The following is a 14,681-nucleotide window of genomic DNA, read 5'->3' as shown; positions in this document are numbered from 1 at the left end:
CCACGCTGGAATAGCGGCGGCTGTGGACGATTTACGCCCTCGCGGGCTTGCCCTGGGCGCGATTGTCGCGTCGTAAGACGCCCCCGCGCGCCGCCGCCCTCGCCGGCGCCCACCGACTGGACTTCCCATGGCCTTCCCCCCGATCAATCCCGCGCTCGACCGCGCGCTGGCCGCGCAAGGCTATGGCGACCCCACGCCGGTGCAGAGCGCCGTGATCGAGCGCGAGGCCGCCGACCGCGACCTGCTGGTCTCGGCCCAGACCGGCTCGGGCAAGACGGTGGCCTTCGGGCTGGCGCTGGCGCCGACGCTGCTGGGCGGCGCGGAGGCCTTCGCCGAACCGGCCGCGCCGCTGGCGCTGATCATCGCGCCGACCCGCGAGCTGGCCATCCAGGTCGGCCGCGAGCTCGCCTGGCTCTACGCCCAGACCGGCGCCGTCATCACCACCTGCGTGGGCGGCATGGATCCGCGGCGCGAGCAGCGCGCTCTGGCCGGCGGCGCGCACATCGTGGTCGGCACCCCCGGGCGGCTGCGCGACCACCTGGAGCGCGGGAACCTGGACCTGTCGGCGCTCGACGCCCTGGTGCTCGATGAGGCCGACGAGATGCTCGACCTGGGCTTCCGCGAGGACCTGGAGTTCATCCTCGACGCGGCGCCGCCGCAGCGCCGCACCCTGTTGTTCTCCGCGACCATCGCCCGCGAGATCGCCGCCCTGGCCAAGCGCTACCAGCGCAACGCCCTGCGCATCGACACCACCACCCGCAACCAGCCGCACGGCGACATCGAGTACCGCGCGCTGCGCATCGCGCCCAACGACGTCGAGCACGCCGTGGTCAACGTGCTGCGCTATTTCGAGGCCCCGGGCGCGCTGGTCTTCTGCGCCACCCGCGAGGCCGTGCGCCACCTCCACCTGGCCCTGCGCGAGCGCGGCTTCGCCGCCGTCGGCCTGTCGGGCGAGATGGGCCAGCGCGAGCGCAGCGAAGCCCTGCAGGCCCTGCGCGACGGCCACGCCCGCGTCTGCGTGGCGACCGACGTGGCCGCCCGCGGCCTCGACCTGCCCGACCTCGGCCTCGTGATCCACGCCGACCTGCCGGTGAACCGCGCGGCCCTGCTGCACCGCTCGGGGCGCACCGGGCGGGCGGGACGCAAGGGCGTCTCCATCCTGCTCGTGCCGCACACGCGCCGGCGCAAGGCCGAGATGCTGCTGAACTCGGCCAGCATCGACGCCGAATGGAGCGCCCCGCCGAGCGCCGACGAGATCCGCGCCCAGGACCGGGCCCGCTTCCTCGACGATCCCCGCCTGGCCGAGCCCGCCGCGGAGGAGGACCTGGCCCTGGCCCGCGCCCTTCTGGAGCGTCACGCGCCCGAGCAGATCGCCGCGGCCCTGGCGCGCCAGAACCGCGAACGCCTGCCCGCGCCCGAGGAGCTGTTCGACGATCGCGGCGGCCAGCGCCCGCGCGGCGAGGGGCCCCAGCGCGGCGGCTACGATCCGGCCCGGCCCGAACGCCCCGAGCGGCCCCAGCGCCTGGCGCCGGACGAGGTCGCCTGGTTCCGCCTGGCCATCGGCCGCAGCAAGAACGCCGACCCCAAGTGGCTGATCCCGCTGATCTGCCGCCAGGGCCACGTGACCAAGAAGGACATCGGCCAGATCCGCATCTTCGAGAACGAGACCAAGTTCGAGATCGCCCGGAGCGTGGAGGCGCAGTTCTCCGCGGCGATCGCCGGTCCCGCCGAGGAGGGGCTGCGCATCACGCCGGCCGGCGCGCCCGCGCCCAAGCCGCCGCGTGGAAAGCCCCAGGCGCGGCAGGGCGCCGACGAGGCGCCGAGGCGCCCGTTCAAGGGCAAGCCCCAGCGGGAAAAGGAGCGCCGTCCGCCTAAGGCCGGCCGGCGGGACTGAGCCGGCCTTTCCCCAAGGGCGCCGTTGCGCCCGGCGCGTTTCGGTCCTTAGCTGACGGCCTCAGATAGAAGGGACGGAAACATGAGCCAGGTCGAACCGCTCGCCAGGACGGGCGACGAGGTCCTCTATGCGGTCGAGGACGCGATCGCCACCATCACCCTGAACCGGCCGGAGCGGCTGAACACCATCTCCGGGCCGATGCTGAACCAGCTCGGCCAGCTCCTGCTGAAGGCCGAGGCCGACAAGGACGTGCGCTGCGTCATCCTCACCGGCACGGGCCGGGCCTTCTGCGCGGGGCTGGACCTGGGCTCGGCCACCCGGGGCGAGGGCATCGGCTCGCAGACCGCCGCCCAGTCGCCGACGCTGGATCTGAAGACCACCCCGCCGACGGTGCTCTTCAACATGGAAAAGCCCACCATCTGCGCGCTGAACGGCTCGGCCGCGGGCTACGGCATGGACACCGCGCTCGGTTGCGACATCCGCATCATGGCCGAGAGCGCCAAGCTGGCGGCGGCCTTCACCAAGCGCGGCATCGTGCCGGAAAGCGGCGGCACCTGGTTCCTGCCGCGCATGATCGGCTGGGCCAAGGCCGCCGAGCTGATCTTCACCGGCCGCACCCTGCTGTCGCACGAGGCGCTGGAGATGGGCCTGGCCAACCACGTGGTCCCGGACGCCGAGCTGATGGATTTCGCCCGCGCCCTGGCCCGCGAGATCGCCGACAACGCGCCGCTGGCGGTCCAGGCTTCCAAGCGGATGATGCGCATGGGCCTGTCGGAGACCTTCAACGACCACGTCCACCACGTCTATCTGCAGCTCTTGCCGCTGATCCGCACCGAGGACGCGCGCGAGGGCATGCTGGCCTTCCTCGAAAAGCGCCCGGCGCAGTTCAAGGGCCGCTGATCCGGCTCAGGCGGCGGCCGCCGCGCCCGCGGCCGCCGACCTTCGCGCCGAGCGCGCGGCCAGGAAGTAGCAGGGGATCGCCAGGGCCGAGAGGCAGGTGAAGACGAACAGCGTCCAGCTATAGGGATGGGCGACGTCCTGGGCGACCAGCTCGTCCGCCAGCACCCCGCTGCCGGTCACGCCCAGGCCCAGGCCGACCACGTTCAGCGCCATGATGTAGAAGGCCACCACCGTGGAGCGCACCTGCGGCGGACACAGCTCCTGCACCGCCGAGAAGGTCGGGCCGTAGAAGGCGCCGAGCTGGAAGTAGGCCACGCAGATGCCGACCCAGAAGATCCAGCTATCCGCCGGGACCAGCCGGTAGGCGAGGTTGACCGGCAGCAGCGCGGCGAGCAGCCAGACCATGAACATTGCCCGGCTGCGGCCCGTGGCGCGCACCCAGCGGTCGGAGGCCATGCCGCCGAACAGGTTGCCGCACACCCCGGCGATGGAGGCGATCACCCCGCTGATGATGGCGATGTCCGCCCGCTCGAAGCCGCGCTCGCGCACCAGCCAGAGCTGGTCGAAGCTGGCCGCGCCGAGGATCAGGTGCACCATGACGCCGCCGGCCATGGTGAGCTGCAGGGCGGGCGAGCCCTTCAGCGCGCCGAAGAACACGGCCATCAGTTCGCCCACCTTGGGCCGGGTGGCGCGGGCGGCCGCGTCCAGCCCGTGGCCGCGGGTTTCCTTCACCTGGAACACCACGGCGGCGAAGGCGACGCCGAGCGCGCCCAAGAGATAGAAGCAGTTGCGCCAGCCGATCGCCTCGCCCAGCACCCCGGCGACCAGCAGGCTCACCCCCACGCCGATCGGCACGCCCATGTAGTAGAAGCCGGTGGCGAACCCGAGCCGCGAAGGCGGAAAGCGGTCGGCCAAGAGCGACATGGCCGTGGGCGTCAGCGCCGATTCGCCCACGCCGATGAACACCCGCGGGAGCGCGAGGGTGACGAAGTTCCTGGCCATGCCCGAGGCCGCCGTCAGGGCGCTCCAGGCCAGCATCGCCGCGGCGATCAGCCGGGGCCGGTTCACCAGGTCGGCCAGCCCGCCCATGAACAGTCCCGCCACCGCGTAGAAGACGATGAACACCAGGCCGGTCAGCAGGCCGAACTCGGTGTTGCTGAGCCCCAGGTCGGGAACGATGTAGTTGGCGAAGCTCGCCAGGAGCTGGCGGTCGACGAAGTTCAGGACGTTCATCAAGGTCAGCAGCACGAGCAGGCCATAGCCCGCCTTCGCCCCGCCGCCGTCTGGCTGCGACATGGCTTCCTCCCGTGGCGCGGAGGCTCTTGGCTGGCCGCCGTCGCTGCAGAATTCAGACTAGACCGGATTTTCCGCCTGGGAATGCTGACCCTACGGCAGCCTCAGCTCTCGCGCATGCGCAGGATCACCGACTGGCTGGCCGTGGCCATCAGCTCCCCGTCGCGGGAGAACAGGTTCATGATCCCGTGGCCGAAGCCGGCGTGCACGCCGATGATCTGGATGTCGCACAGCACCCAGTCGGTGGGCACGATGCGGCGGATGCGCAGGGTGTTGTCCAGGCTGTTGCCGCCGCCATTGCGCCCCAGCGCCGCGCCGAAGCCCGAGGGCACGTAGTCGGCGAACACCGCCAGCATCCCCGCGTCGATCGGGTGGTCGCCGATCGGCCGGATCCACATCACCGAGCGGCCGTCCTCGCTCAGCGTGCCGTCGCGCGCCCGGTCGCCGTAGCGGCCCTTGGCCACCCGCGTCTCGATGCGGCTGTGCAGGTCGTCGGCCTCGTCGCGCGGCCAGATGTCGGAGGGCGCGCAGTCTTCCGGCGGCGGCATGTCGGGCATGGAGACCCATTGGTGCGACACGTCGTGCGGCCGCGTCCCCAGCGCGGCGTTGACGGTCAGGATCTCCTTGTCGCCCACGTGGCCGATCACCCGCGCCTGGCTGGTGTTGCGTCCGTGGGCGGGCACCCACACGTCCAGGTCCACGATCGACGGCGGCCGGGCGTAGGACAGGTACTGGGCCGTGGCCCAGATCACCGGCCGGTCCAGGGTGCGCTCCATCGCCGAGATCGCCGAGGCCAGGCCCACGCCGCCGAACATGAACAGGTTCCCCGGCGGCCCCACGCACAGGCCGTTGTGCAGCGGCAGGTACCAGCGGTGCGGATTGTGGGTCGATTTCAGGTCGAAGAAGGTCTCGCTCATGCCGCTCTCATGATCGCCTTGCTGCGCTGCGGCAAGTCCCCGCGGCGTCAGGCGGCGGCCGGCGGTTCGGGCGCCTCGGCGGCCTCAGCCGTCAGCCAGTCGCGGAACGCCTCCACCGCGGGCTTCGGCGCGGCCTCCGGCGCCAGGAAGTAGAACTTGGCCGGCGTGCGGATGAAGCCCAGCGGCGCCGCCAGCCGGCCCGCCGCGACGTCGCCGGCCACGTAGATCCAGGGGCTCACACCCACACCCAGGCCGGCGGCCGCGGCGGCGAGCATGTAGAAGACGTGCTCGAACTGCTGGTGCTGCGGCGGCTCGTCCAGCATCTGGCCGGAGTGCGCCTGCCATTCGGCCCAGGCTTGCAGCCGCGGGCTGGTGTCCAGCCGCGGCAGGCGCGAGAGCCCGCCCAGGCCCCCGCCGGCCTGGGCCGCCAGCGCCGGCGACAGCACCGGGCCGTGGAAGTTGTCCAGGAAGGCGAGCGCCGAGACCCCGCCGGTGGGCGGCTGCTCGGTCAGGCGGATCGCCGCGTCGAACGGCTGGCGGGAGAAATCCACCGGCGCGTAGGACTCGGTCACCGTGACCTTCAGCTCCGGATGCGCGGCATGGAACGCCGGCAGCCGCGGGATCAGCCAGCGCATGGCGAAGGTGCCCACGCAGGACAGGCGCAACTCCCGGTCGGCGGCGCCGCGCAGGTCCAGGAAGGTGCGCTCGATGGAGTCCAGGCTCGCCGACAGCGTGGCCGCCAGCCGCGCGCCCGCCTCGGTCAGGCGCAGGCGGTGGCGCGGCCCCTGCGTCAGCGTCAGGCCGGTGGCCCGCTCCAGGCTGCGAATCTGCCGGCTGATCGCCCCGTGGGTGACGCACAGCTCGTCCGCCGCCAGGGTCATCTGCCCCAGCCGCGCGAAGGCCTCGAAGGCGCGCAGGCCTGTCAGCGGCGGAAGATCGCGTCTCGCCATGTGATTTCAGCTCACAAGGATCAGGCCCTTATATCGTTTGCTGCGTTGCGGCGGAATACCCATGCTCCGCGAAAAGCAACGGCGGGTTGCGGCCCGTCCGGGGGAGACCATGGATAGCCTCGCCTATGCGGCCGATGACGGTCGCTTCCGACCTGCTGCGCCCGTCCCGCGTTCCAAGTCCCCGCCGCTCTGGGAATTCATGACGGGCGAGCTTCGCCGCAACGTGATCCTGAGCTGGACCGAGGAGGCCTACGAGGTTCCGATCCTCAGCCGGCCGCTGTTCGGCTTCCACTTCCATGCGGTCAACGATCCGGACGCCATCCGCGCGGTGCTGCTGGACCGGGTGTCGACCTACGCTAAGCCGGCGCTGCTCGGCCGCCTGGCCGGCGACCTTCTAGGGCGCGGGATCTTCGCCGCCGAGGGCGAGGACTGGCGCGAGCAGCGCCGCCTCATGGCCCCGGTGTTCACGCCCGCGGCGATCAAGGGCTTCATGCCCGGTTTCCTCGACGAAGCGCGGGTCACCGCCGACGGCTGGGCTGCGGAGGCGCCCGGCGTGATCGACGTGGCGGCCGCGGCCACCGCCACGACCTTCCGGGTGATCTGCCGGGCGCTGTGCTCGTCCGAGCCGCTGATGGCCACCGACGAGGCGGCCGAGAACGTCGCCGCCGCGCTCGCCAGCCTGGGCGACTTCCGCGCCGGGGCGCTGATGGGCGTGCCCTGGCTCGACGCCTCGCCGCGCCTGCGCCGCGCCGCGAAGGGGCGGGCCTTCATCCGGGACGCCATGGCGCGGTTCCTGGCCGAGCGCCGCGCGGCGGACGATCCGCCCGACGACTTCATGACCCGGCTCCTGCGGGTCTTCGCCGAGACCCACCCGCCCGACGAGGCCGCCCGACTCGCCCTGGAGAACGCCGTGACCTTCCTGGTGGCCGGCCACGAGACCACCGCCAATGCTCTGTCGTGGGCGCTCTACGTGCTGAGCGAACAGCCCGACGTGCAGGACGTCCTGGCGGCCGAGGCGCGCGACGCGCTCACCGAGACCGACCCGGACGCGATCATCGAGTGGACGCCCTATCTGCGTTGGGTGCTCGACGAGGTGCTCCGGCTCTATCCGCCCGCGCCGCGCATCGAGCGCCAGGCCGTGGCCGACGACGAGCTCTGCGGCCACGAGATCAGGAAGGGCGACCTCGTTTCCGTCTGGCCCTGGGTCGTGCACCGCCATCGCGCGCTCTGGAAGGACCCGGACCTGTTCGATCCGGAGAACTTCAGCCCGGAGGCCAAGGCGGGCCACCACCGCTTCCAGTACATCCCCTTCGGCGCGGGCCCCAGGGTGTGCATCGGCGCCCAGTTCGCCCTGGCCGAGGCCCAGCTCATCCTGGCGACCTGGCTTTCCCGCTACCGCTTCAGTCCGGTTCCCGGCCGCCAGGTCGAAGTCCAGGCCGACATCGCCCTGCGCCCCAAGGGCGGCCTGCCGCTGCGCGTGGAGGTGCGGAGCTAGGCGGCGAGCCCCCTCCACCGCTCCGCGGTCCCCCTCCCCCAGAGGGGGAGGAGAATTCACTGCCTGGCCGCGCGCTCTCCTCCCCCGTGCAGCGGGGGAGGGGGACCCCGAAGGGGTGGAGGGGGCCGACGCCCTACAGCCCGTTGGCGGCCGAGAGGATCGCGCGGACCGAGGCGGTGGCGACGTCGGTGTCCATGCCCGCGCCGTAGACGATGCGGCCGTCGGAGGTCTGGCACTCCACATAGGCCGCCGCCTGGGCGCCGCCGCCGTGGCCGATGGCGTGCTCGGTATAGTCCAGGATGTCGAGCGACACGCCGCAGCCTTCCTTGAGCGCGGCCAGCACGCTGGAGAGCAAGCCGTTGCCGCGCCCGCTGACCGACTTCATCTGGCCGTCGACCTTGATCTCGCCGGAGAACACCCGCTCGCCGCCGGCCCGCGGGGCGCCGGTCTCGCGGTAGTCCACCAGCTCGAAGCGCTGCGGGCCGTCCATGTGGTAGGCCTTGACGAAGGCGCTCCAGATGTCGGCGGCGTTGAGTTCGCGGCTGGTCTCGTCGGCCAGGGCCTGGACCACGCGGCTGAAGCTGCCCTGCATGCGCTTGGGCAGCTTCAGGCCCTTGTCCTGCTGCAGCACCCAGGCCACGCCGCCCTTGCCCGACTGGCTGTTCACCCGGATCACCGCCTCGTAGGAGGCGCCCAGGTCGGCCGGGTCGATCGGCAGGTAGGGCACCTCCCAATGGTCGTCGTTCTGCTGCTCGCGGGCGGCGAAGCCCTTCTTGATCGCGTCCTGGTGCGAGCCGGAGAAGGCGGTGAACACCAGCTCGCCCGCGTAGGGGTGGCGGGGGTGCACGCCGATCTGATTGCAGTAGGTGACCGTGTTGACCACCTCCTCCATGTCGGAGAAGTCCAGGTTCGGGCTGACCCCCTGGGTGTAGAGATTGAGCGCCAGGGTCACCAGGTCGACGTTGCCGGTGCGCTCGCCGTTACCGAACAGGCAGCCCTCCACCCGGTCGGCGCCGGCCATCAGGCCGAGCTCGGCGGCGGCCACGCCCGAGCCGCGGTCGTTGTGCGGGTGCAGGCTGATCACCACCGAATCCCGCCGCGAGATGTGGCGGCAGAACCATTCGATCTGGTCGGCGTAGATGTTCGGCGTGGCCGCCTCCACCGTCGCCGGCAGGTTCAGGATCACCGGCCGCTCGGGCGTCGGCTCCAGCACGTCGAGCACCGCCTCGCAGACCTCCAGGCTGAAGTCGAGCTCGGTGGTGGAGAAGGTCTCCGGCGAATATTCGAAGGTCCAGCGCGTGCCGGGGCGCTTCTCGGCCTCTTCGCGCAGCAGAGTGACGCCGGTCACGGCGATGTCCTTGATCCCGGCCCGGTCCATGCCGAACACGATCTTGCGGAAGGCCGGCGAGACGGCGTTGTAGAGGTGCACGCAGGCCTGCTCGGCGCCGTCCAGCGCTTCGAAGGTGCGCGCGATCAGGTCGGCGCGCGACTGGGTCAGCACCTGGATGCAGACGTCGGCCGGGATGGTCCCGCCGCGCACCAGGCCGCTGATGAAGTCGAACTCGGTCTGCGAGGCCGAGGGAAAGCCCACCTCGATCTCCTTCAGGCCGATCTTCACCAGCAGGTCGAAGAAGCGCCGCTTCTTCTCCCCGTCCATGGGGTCGATCAGCGCCTGGTTGCCGTCGCGCAGGTCGGTGGAGAGCCAGCGGGGCGCCTTGTCGATCACCCGCGAGGGCCACTGGCGGTTCGGCAGGTCGATGGGCTGGAAGGGTCGGTACTTGGTCGAAGGATCGCGCAGCATCATGGGTCGCGCCTTTGCTTGTCGTCTGGGGTCAGGGGTGCGGCTGGCGCGCCGCCGCCGGGTCGCCGTCAGGCCCGGCGGCCGCCCCTAAGTCGCGCCCAGGCGTGGCCCGGCGCGGGTTTGGCGACAAGATACTGCGGAATTGCGAACGGCATTTTTCGGCTCCACGCCCTGAACGACAGCTATCGGTCCCGACCCCCTCAGAGGGTCGGGCGAAGAAGTCGCAGGTCGAGGGCGCGCGCGGCGTTCATGGGCCAAGCCGTGCCCTGCCGCCGGCGGTCCTGTCAAGGGCGGGACCGCCGGCGGGGCGCGATCACTTGCTGGGATTGATCAGGTACTTCTCGCCGGTGGCGCGCTTGTTGTAGGCGGCCATCACCTCCGGCTTCAGCGCCTCGGCCAGCGAGATCTCGGCGGTGTAGTGGCTGGCGAAGGTGGTCTTCAGCTCGGCGGCGACGCGGGCGCGCAGGCGCTGCACCCCCTCCGGCCCGAGCCTCGCCAGGAACGGGGTGAGCAGCCAGCCGCCCAGGCCCCAGGCCATGCCGTAGGCGCGGAAGAGCTCGGTCGGGCCGGTGTCCAGGCTGCCGTAGATGTAGACCTGCTTGTGCGTCGAGGAGCCGTAGCGGCTGTAGCTGGTCGCGGTCTTGTTGGCCGCCACCTCCATGCAGGCGAGGATCTGGCTGGCCAGCTTGCCGCCGCCGATGGCGTCGAAAGCGAGCGTCGCGCCGGTCTCGACCAGGGCGGCGGTGAGGTCGTCGAGGAAGCTCGGCGCGCTGGAATCGACGATGTGCCTGGCGCCGATGTCGCGCAGGATCTTCGCCTGCGCCGCGTTGCGCACGATGTTCACCAGGCCGACCCCGTCCTTCAGGCAGATCTTGTTGAGCATCTGGCCGAGGTTGGAGGCCGCCGCCGTGTGCACCAGGGCGGTGTGGCCCTCCAGGCGCATGGTCTCGACCATCGAGAGCGCGGTCAGCGGATTGACGAAGCAGGAGGCGCCGTCGGCCGCGGTGGCTCCCTCGGGCAGCACGAGGCAGTCGGCGGCCTTCACGCAGCGGTGCTGGGCGTACATCGCCCCGCCGAGGATGGCGACGGTTTTGCCAAGAAGCGCCTGGGCCTCGGCCGACGCGCCGGCCTTGACCACGGTCCCGGCGCCCTCGTTGCCGACGGGCATGGACTCGTCCAGCCGCGCGGCCAGCATCGGCATCGCCCGCGGCGGGAGCTTGGCGGTGACCACCGGCGAGGCGGCCGTGCCGGCGACCTGCACCGTCGACAGGTCGGCCGGGCCGAGGAGGAGGCCGAGGTCGGAGGGGTTGATGGGCGTCGCCTCGATGCGCACCAGCACCTCGTCGGGCCCCGGCTCGGGGATCGGAACCTCCACGAGCGACAGTTCGAGCTCGCCGCTGGATTTGACCAGCGAGCGCAGTTGCAGGCTTTTTCCGGTGTCGGCCACGTGGCGGCTCCCCATTGATCTCGTTGTTGGACGCGCGAACGCGCATCGGCCCCAGCGGGCAGATGGGGCGGGCGGGCGCCGATTGCTAGCGGGCGTCCTCGAGGATCATCCGCGAGGCCTTCTCGGCGATCATCAGGGTCGGCGAGTTGGTGTTGCCCGAGGTGATGGTGGGCATGATCGAGGCGTCGGCGATCCGCAGGCCGGCGATCCCGCGCACCCGCAGGCGCTCGTCGACCACGGCCATCGGATCGGCGGCCGCGCCCATCTTCGCGGTGCCGACCGGATGGAAGATGGTCGCGCCCAGCGCCCGGGCGGCGGCGAGCAGCTCGTCTTCGGACCGCGCGTCCGCGCCGGGGCCGCGCTCCTGCGGATGGAAGCGGGCGAGCGGCGGCTGGGCGACGATGCGGCGCACGAGTTTCAGGCTCTCCACGGCGACGCGCTCGTCCTCGGGGGCGGAGAGGTAGTTGGGCTGGATGGCGGGCGCGGCGGCCGGATCGGCGCTCGCCGCGTGGATCGAGCCGCGGCTCGCCGGGCGCAGGTTGCACACGCTGATGGTGATCGCCGGGAAGGGATGCAGCGGCTCGCCGAAGCGGTCCAGCGACAGGGGCTGGACGTGGAACTGCAGGTTCGGCGTCTCCACCTCCGGCGAGGAGCGGGCGAAGGCGCCGAACTGGCTGGGCGCCATCGACATCGGCCCGCGCCGGAAGAGGGCGTATTCGGCGGCCATCAGCGGCCGCCGCCAGAGCGAGGCGTAGAGCGCGTTCATGGTCGGCACGCCGGAGACGGCGAAATAGGGGCGGATCTGCAGGTGGTCCTGCAGATTCTCGCCGACGCCGGGCAGGTGGGCCCTGGCCTCGACGCCCAGGGCGCGCAGCCGCTCGCCGTCGCCCAGGCCCGAGCGCTCGAGCAGGGCCGGGGTGGCGACGGCGCCGGAGGAGACGACCACCTCGCCGGCCGCGCGGGCCTCATGCCGCGCGCCGCCGCCGTCCCGCCAGGCGACGCCCGTGCAGCGGCCGTCCTCGATGATCAGCCGCTCGACCAGGGCGCCGGTGACGAGGCGAAGGTTCGGCCGCTTCAGGGCGGGCTTCAGGAACCCGCGCGCGGCGCTCCAGCGCACGCCGGCTTTCTGGTTCACCTGGAAGTAGCCGGCGCCGAAGTTGTCGCCGCCGTTGAAGTCGGCGACGGGCGGAACGCCCTCGGCCGCGGCGGCCTCGCCGAACGCCTCCAGCACGTCCCAGCGCATGCGCGGATGCTCCACCCGCCACTTGCCGCCCGAGCGGTGCAGGGCCGAGGGCGGATCGATGTGATCCTCCTGGTCCATGAAGAGCGGCAACACGTCGTCCCAGCCCCAACCGGACAGGCCCATCTGGCGCCAGCGGTCGTAGTCGGCCGCCTGGCCGCGCATGTAGATCATCGCGTTGATCGCCGAGGAGCCGCCGATCACCTTGCCGCGCGGATACTTCAGCGAGCGGCCGCCCAGGCCGGGCACCGGCTGGGTCTCGAACATCCAGTCGGCGCGGGGATTGCCGATGGAGAAGAGGTAGCCGACCGGGATGTGGAACCAGATCCAGTCGTCGCGCCCGCCGGCCTCCAGCACCAGCACGCGGGTCTTCGGGTCCGCCGAGAGCCGGTCGGCGAGCACGCAGCCGGCCGAGCCGGCGCCGATGACGATGTAGTCGTAGGCCGCGTCCATGCGTTCCCGCCCCTCGTGGTTGGGGCAGGTCTAGCCGAGGCGGGGCGATGTTTGAACCAGGCGGGGGCCAGCGCCTTGATCCTCCCCTCTTGGGGGAGGTGTCGGCGAAGCCGACGGAGGGGGGCTGCAAGCCCGCCGCGGCCGTTCCGCGCGGCTGTGCTGGAGTCGCTGTGCTGGAGTCAAAGTCCCCCTCAGGCCCTTCGGGCCAGCTCCCCCAAGAGGGGAGCATCTGGCGGTGCTCGGGCCATGCGAGTTTGGGCGCGGCCGCGCCGAACCCCGCAAGGGGAGAAGGATCTTTCAGGCCGAGTTCTGGTAGGTGGGCGCGGCCCCCTCCACCGCTTCGCGGTCCCCCTCCCCCAATGGGGGAGGAGAATTGGCGCGCGCCGCTTCGATCTCCTCCCCCGCGCCAGCGGGGGAGGGGGACCCCGAAGGGGTGGAGGGGGCGTCTTCCCTTGGGTCGTTGGCGGGCAGGCCGAGGTCCTGGGCGAGGCGGGCGACGAGGTCGTCGAGGGGCGCGCGGAGGAAGGCCTCGAAGAGGGCGTCCTCGGCGAGGAAGCCGTCGAGGTCCTCGGTGAGGCGCTCGGCCTCGGCGGGCTCGTGCTCGGTCCAGATCAGGCGGCCGACGGCGGCGCGGACCTGGGCCTTGCGGGCCTGGGTCCTGCGGTCGCGGTCGATGCGCTGGAGCCTGGCGGCCTCGCAGCGGTCCTTGGCGAGCTTGACCTCCAGGGCGAGCGACTGGCGGATCGAGCGGGAGATGCGGTGGAAGGCGAGCGCCAAGCCCTCGGCCTCCTCGCGGGAGGCGGCCTTGAGGGCGCGGTCCTTCAGGTCGCGGGCGATCTCCAGGCCCATGTCGGCGAGTTCGCCGAGGATGCGGCCCTGCCGGTCAGCGATGTCGGCCGCGTCGAACATGAACAAAAAGAGAACATAGGTCAAGCCCGAAGTCAAGGATTTTCGGGGGAGCGGCGCCATCCCCAGGCGTCTTCGCCCGGCTTGTCCGGGCGATCCAGGGCTCAGCCTGGGTCCCCCGGATCGGCTTCGGCCGACCGGAGGATGACGGGGAAGGGGACTGCAAAGCGGTGGAGGGGCTGCTCGCCGTGCGACGCCGCGCGCGCTGAGGGCTGGAGCGGCGGGGCGGGGTGTGGAACGATCCGGGCGGAGGAGCCCGGATGGAGCTGAACGATATCGGCGCGACGGCCGCCGCGTTGCTGGGGACTCGCTGGGCGCGTCTGGCGATCGGCCTAGCGGTCGTCTGGCTGGCCGCCAACCTCGCGCGGCGGCTGGTGACCGACTGGGTGGGCGACGCCGACCGGCGCTACAAGCTGCGCAAGGCCGTCAGCCTGCTGGGATATGTGGCCGTTGGGGTAACGGCGCTGACCATCTTCGCCCGTCAGCTCGGCGGGCTGACCGTGGCGTTCGGCGTGGCCGGCGCTGGGATCGCCTTCGCCCTGCAGGAGGTGATCGCCTCGGTGGCCGGCTGGCTGGCGATCGCCTTCGGCGGTTTCTTCAAGGTGGGCGACCGGGTGGAGCTGGGCGGCATCAAGGGCGATGTGATCGACATCGGCGCCCTGCGCACCACCCTGATGCAGATCGGCGAGTGGGTGCACGGCGACCAGTACAACGGCCGCATCGTGCGGGTGGCCAATTCGTTTGTCTTCAAGGAGCCGGTGTTCAATTACTCGGCCGACTTCCCCTTCCTGTGGGACGAGATCGTCGTGCCCATCAAGTATGGTTCCGATCACGCCTTCGCCCGCCGGATGATCGAACGGGTGGCCGCCGAGGTGGTCGGCGACTACGCCCGCGAGGCCGAGAAGGCCTGGGCGCCGGTGACCCGCCGCTACCTGATCGAGCCGGCCAGCGTAAAGCCGACCGTTTCGCTGATCGCCGACGAGAACTGGATCGCCTTCACCCTGCGCTACGTGGTCGACTACAAGGCCCGCCGCTCGACCAAGGACCGGCTGTTCACGCGCCTTCTGGAAGAGATCGACGCCTCCGAGGGCCGGGTGGGCGTGGCCGCCTCGACCCTCAACATCGAAAAGCTCGCCCCGCTGGAGGTGACCCTGCGCGACCGGCGCGGGGCTTAAGGGGCGCCTGCGGTGGGGCGGCGCCATCGCCAAGCGTCTTCGTCCGGCTTGTCCGGGCGATCCAGGCGGGGCCGCAGCTTGGGTCCCCCGGATCGGCCTGCGGCCGACCGGAGGATGACGGCGTGGGGGGCGAGAAGCCTAAGCTCCCGCTTTCGCGGGAATGAGCGGGGATGGGCGTGAATTCTCCTCCCCCTGTGGGGGAGGGGGACC

Annotated in this window: 11 protein-coding genes; 4 read left to right on the top strand and 7 right to left on the bottom strand. The window is 71.6% G+C overall.

Going from position 1 to position 14,681, the window contains the following annotated elements:
* Positions 1-127 precede the first annotated feature (127 nt).
* Positions 128-1,894, top strand: coding sequence for a DEAD/DEAH box helicase (locus tag ACE3TA_RS14365; protein WP_374574865.1), 1,767 nt, complete (start codon positions 128-130; stop codon positions 1,892-1,894).
* A gap of 81 nt (positions 1,895-1,975) precedes the next feature.
* Positions 1,976-2,794 (top strand): enoyl-CoA hydratase/isomerase family protein, encoded by an 819-nt coding sequence (locus ACE3TA_RS14360; protein ID WP_374574863.1) that lies wholly within the window; start codon positions 1,976-1,978, stop codon positions 2,792-2,794.
* Between the two features lie 6 nt (positions 2,795-2,800).
* Here ACE3TA_RS14360 and ACE3TA_RS14355 read toward each other — a convergent pair whose 3' ends face one another.
* The 3 genes from ACE3TA_RS14355 to ACE3TA_RS14345 all read right to left on the bottom strand — a co-directional run bounded on the left by ACE3TA_RS14355 (position 2,801) and on the right by ACE3TA_RS14345 (position 5,954).
* A complete protein-coding gene (locus ACE3TA_RS14355; RefSeq protein ID WP_374574861.1) occupies positions 2,801-4,090 on the bottom strand; it encodes a spinster family MFS transporter in 1,290 nt (429 codons plus the stop codon).
* A gap of 101 nt (positions 4,091-4,191) precedes the next feature.
* The gene (locus ACE3TA_RS14350) at positions 4,192-5,004 is read right to left on the bottom strand and encodes an acyl-CoA thioesterase (RefSeq protein ID WP_374574859.1); all 813 of its coding nucleotides are present in this window, start codon (positions 5,002-5,004) and stop codon (positions 4,192-4,194) included.
* A gap of 47 nt (positions 5,005-5,051) precedes the next feature.
* The gene (locus ACE3TA_RS14345) at positions 5,052-5,954 is read right to left on the bottom strand and encodes a LysR substrate-binding domain-containing protein (protein ID WP_374574857.1); all 903 of its coding nucleotides are present in this window, start codon (positions 5,952-5,954) and stop codon (positions 5,052-5,054) included.
* A 199-nt stretch (positions 5,955-6,153) separates the two neighbouring features.
* On the opposite strand from ACE3TA_RS14345, the gene ACE3TA_RS14340 reads away from it, so the two are divergent.
* Positions 6,154-7,449, top strand: a complete 1,296-nt coding sequence (locus ACE3TA_RS14340) for a cytochrome P450 (protein WP_374574855.1) — start codon at positions 6,154-6,156, stop codon at positions 7,447-7,449.
* Positions 7,450-7,582: 133 nt separating this feature from the next.
* On the opposite strand, the gene leuA is transcribed toward ACE3TA_RS14340, so the two are convergent.
* The 4 genes from leuA to ACE3TA_RS14320 all read right to left on the bottom strand — a co-directional run bounded on the left by leuA (position 7,583) and on the right by ACE3TA_RS14320 (position 13,299).
* A complete protein-coding gene (leuA, locus tag ACE3TA_RS14335; RefSeq protein WP_374574853.1) occupies positions 7,583-9,253 on the bottom strand; it encodes a 2-isopropylmalate synthase in 1,671 nt (556 codons plus the stop codon).
* A 310-nt stretch (positions 9,254-9,563) separates the two neighbouring features.
* A complete protein-coding gene (locus tag ACE3TA_RS14330) occupies positions 9,564-10,697 on the bottom strand; it encodes a zinc-binding dehydrogenase (RefSeq protein WP_374574851.1) in 1,134 nt (377 codons plus the stop codon).
* A gap of 85 nt (positions 10,698-10,782) precedes the next feature.
* Complete coding sequence (locus tag ACE3TA_RS14325) at positions 10,783-12,390, bottom strand: GMC family oxidoreductase (protein ID WP_374574849.1); 1,608 nt, start codon at positions 12,388-12,390, stop codon at positions 10,783-10,785.
* A 297-nt stretch (positions 12,391-12,687) separates the two neighbouring features.
* Complete coding sequence (locus tag ACE3TA_RS14320; RefSeq protein WP_374574847.1) at positions 12,688-13,299, bottom strand: hypothetical protein; 612 nt, start codon at positions 13,297-13,299, stop codon at positions 12,688-12,690.
* 257 nt (positions 13,300-13,556) lie between these two features.
* Here ACE3TA_RS14320 and ACE3TA_RS14315 point away from each other — a divergent pair, with 257 nt between their 5' ends.
* Positions 13,557-14,471 carry a mechanosensitive ion channel family protein gene (locus ACE3TA_RS14315; RefSeq protein ID WP_374574845.1) on the top strand — a complete coding sequence of 305 codons (915 nt, stop codon included), beginning with the start codon at positions 13,557-13,559 and terminating at the stop codon, positions 14,469-14,471.
* The last annotated feature ends 210 nt before the right edge of the window (positions 14,472-14,681 follow it).

Source organism: Phenylobacterium sp. (assembly GCF_041916435.1).
Lineage (GTDB): Bacteria > Pseudomonadota > Alphaproteobacteria > Caulobacterales > Caulobacteraceae > Phenylobacterium.
Note: the sequence above shows the minus strand (reverse complement) of the source record. Positions and strands in the feature narration are given on the sequence as shown.

Excerpts from the sequence above, each read along its gene's own strand:
- ACE3TA_RS14365 (WP_374574865.1), top strand. The coding sequence starts at position 128 with ATGGCCTTCCCCCCGATCAATCCCGCGCTCGACCGCGCGCTGGCCGCG.
- ACE3TA_RS14360 (WP_374574863.1), top strand. The coding sequence starts at position 1,976 with ATGAGCCAGGTCGAACCGCTCGCCAGGACGGGCGACGAGGTCCTCTAT.
- ACE3TA_RS14355 (WP_374574861.1), bottom strand. The coding sequence starts at position 4,090 with ATGTCGCAGCCAGACGGCGGCGGGGCGAAGGCGGGCTATGGCCTGCTC.
- ACE3TA_RS14350 (WP_374574859.1), bottom strand. The coding sequence starts at position 5,004 with ATGAGCGAGACCTTCTTCGACCTGAAATCGACCCACAATCCGCACCGC.
- ACE3TA_RS14345 (WP_374574857.1), bottom strand. The coding sequence starts at position 5,954 with ATGGCGAGACGCGATCTTCCGCCGCTGACAGGCCTGCGCGCCTTCGAG.
- ACE3TA_RS14340 (WP_374574855.1), top strand. The coding sequence starts at position 6,154 with ATGACGGGCGAGCTTCGCCGCAACGTGATCCTGAGCTGGACCGAGGAG.
- leuA (WP_374574853.1), bottom strand. The coding sequence starts at position 9,253 with ATGATGCTGCGCGATCCTTCGACCAAGTACCGACCCTTCCAGCCCATC.
- ACE3TA_RS14325 (WP_374574849.1), bottom strand. The coding sequence starts at position 12,390 with ATGGACGCGGCCTACGACTACATCGTCATCGGCGCCGGCTCGGCCGGC.
- ACE3TA_RS14320 (WP_374574847.1), bottom strand. The coding sequence starts at position 13,299 with ATGTTCGACGCGGCCGACATCGCTGACCGGCAGGGCCGCATCCTCGGC.
- ACE3TA_RS14315 (WP_374574845.1), top strand. The coding sequence starts at position 13,557 with ATGGAGCTGAACGATATCGGCGCGACGGCCGCCGCGTTGCTGGGGACT.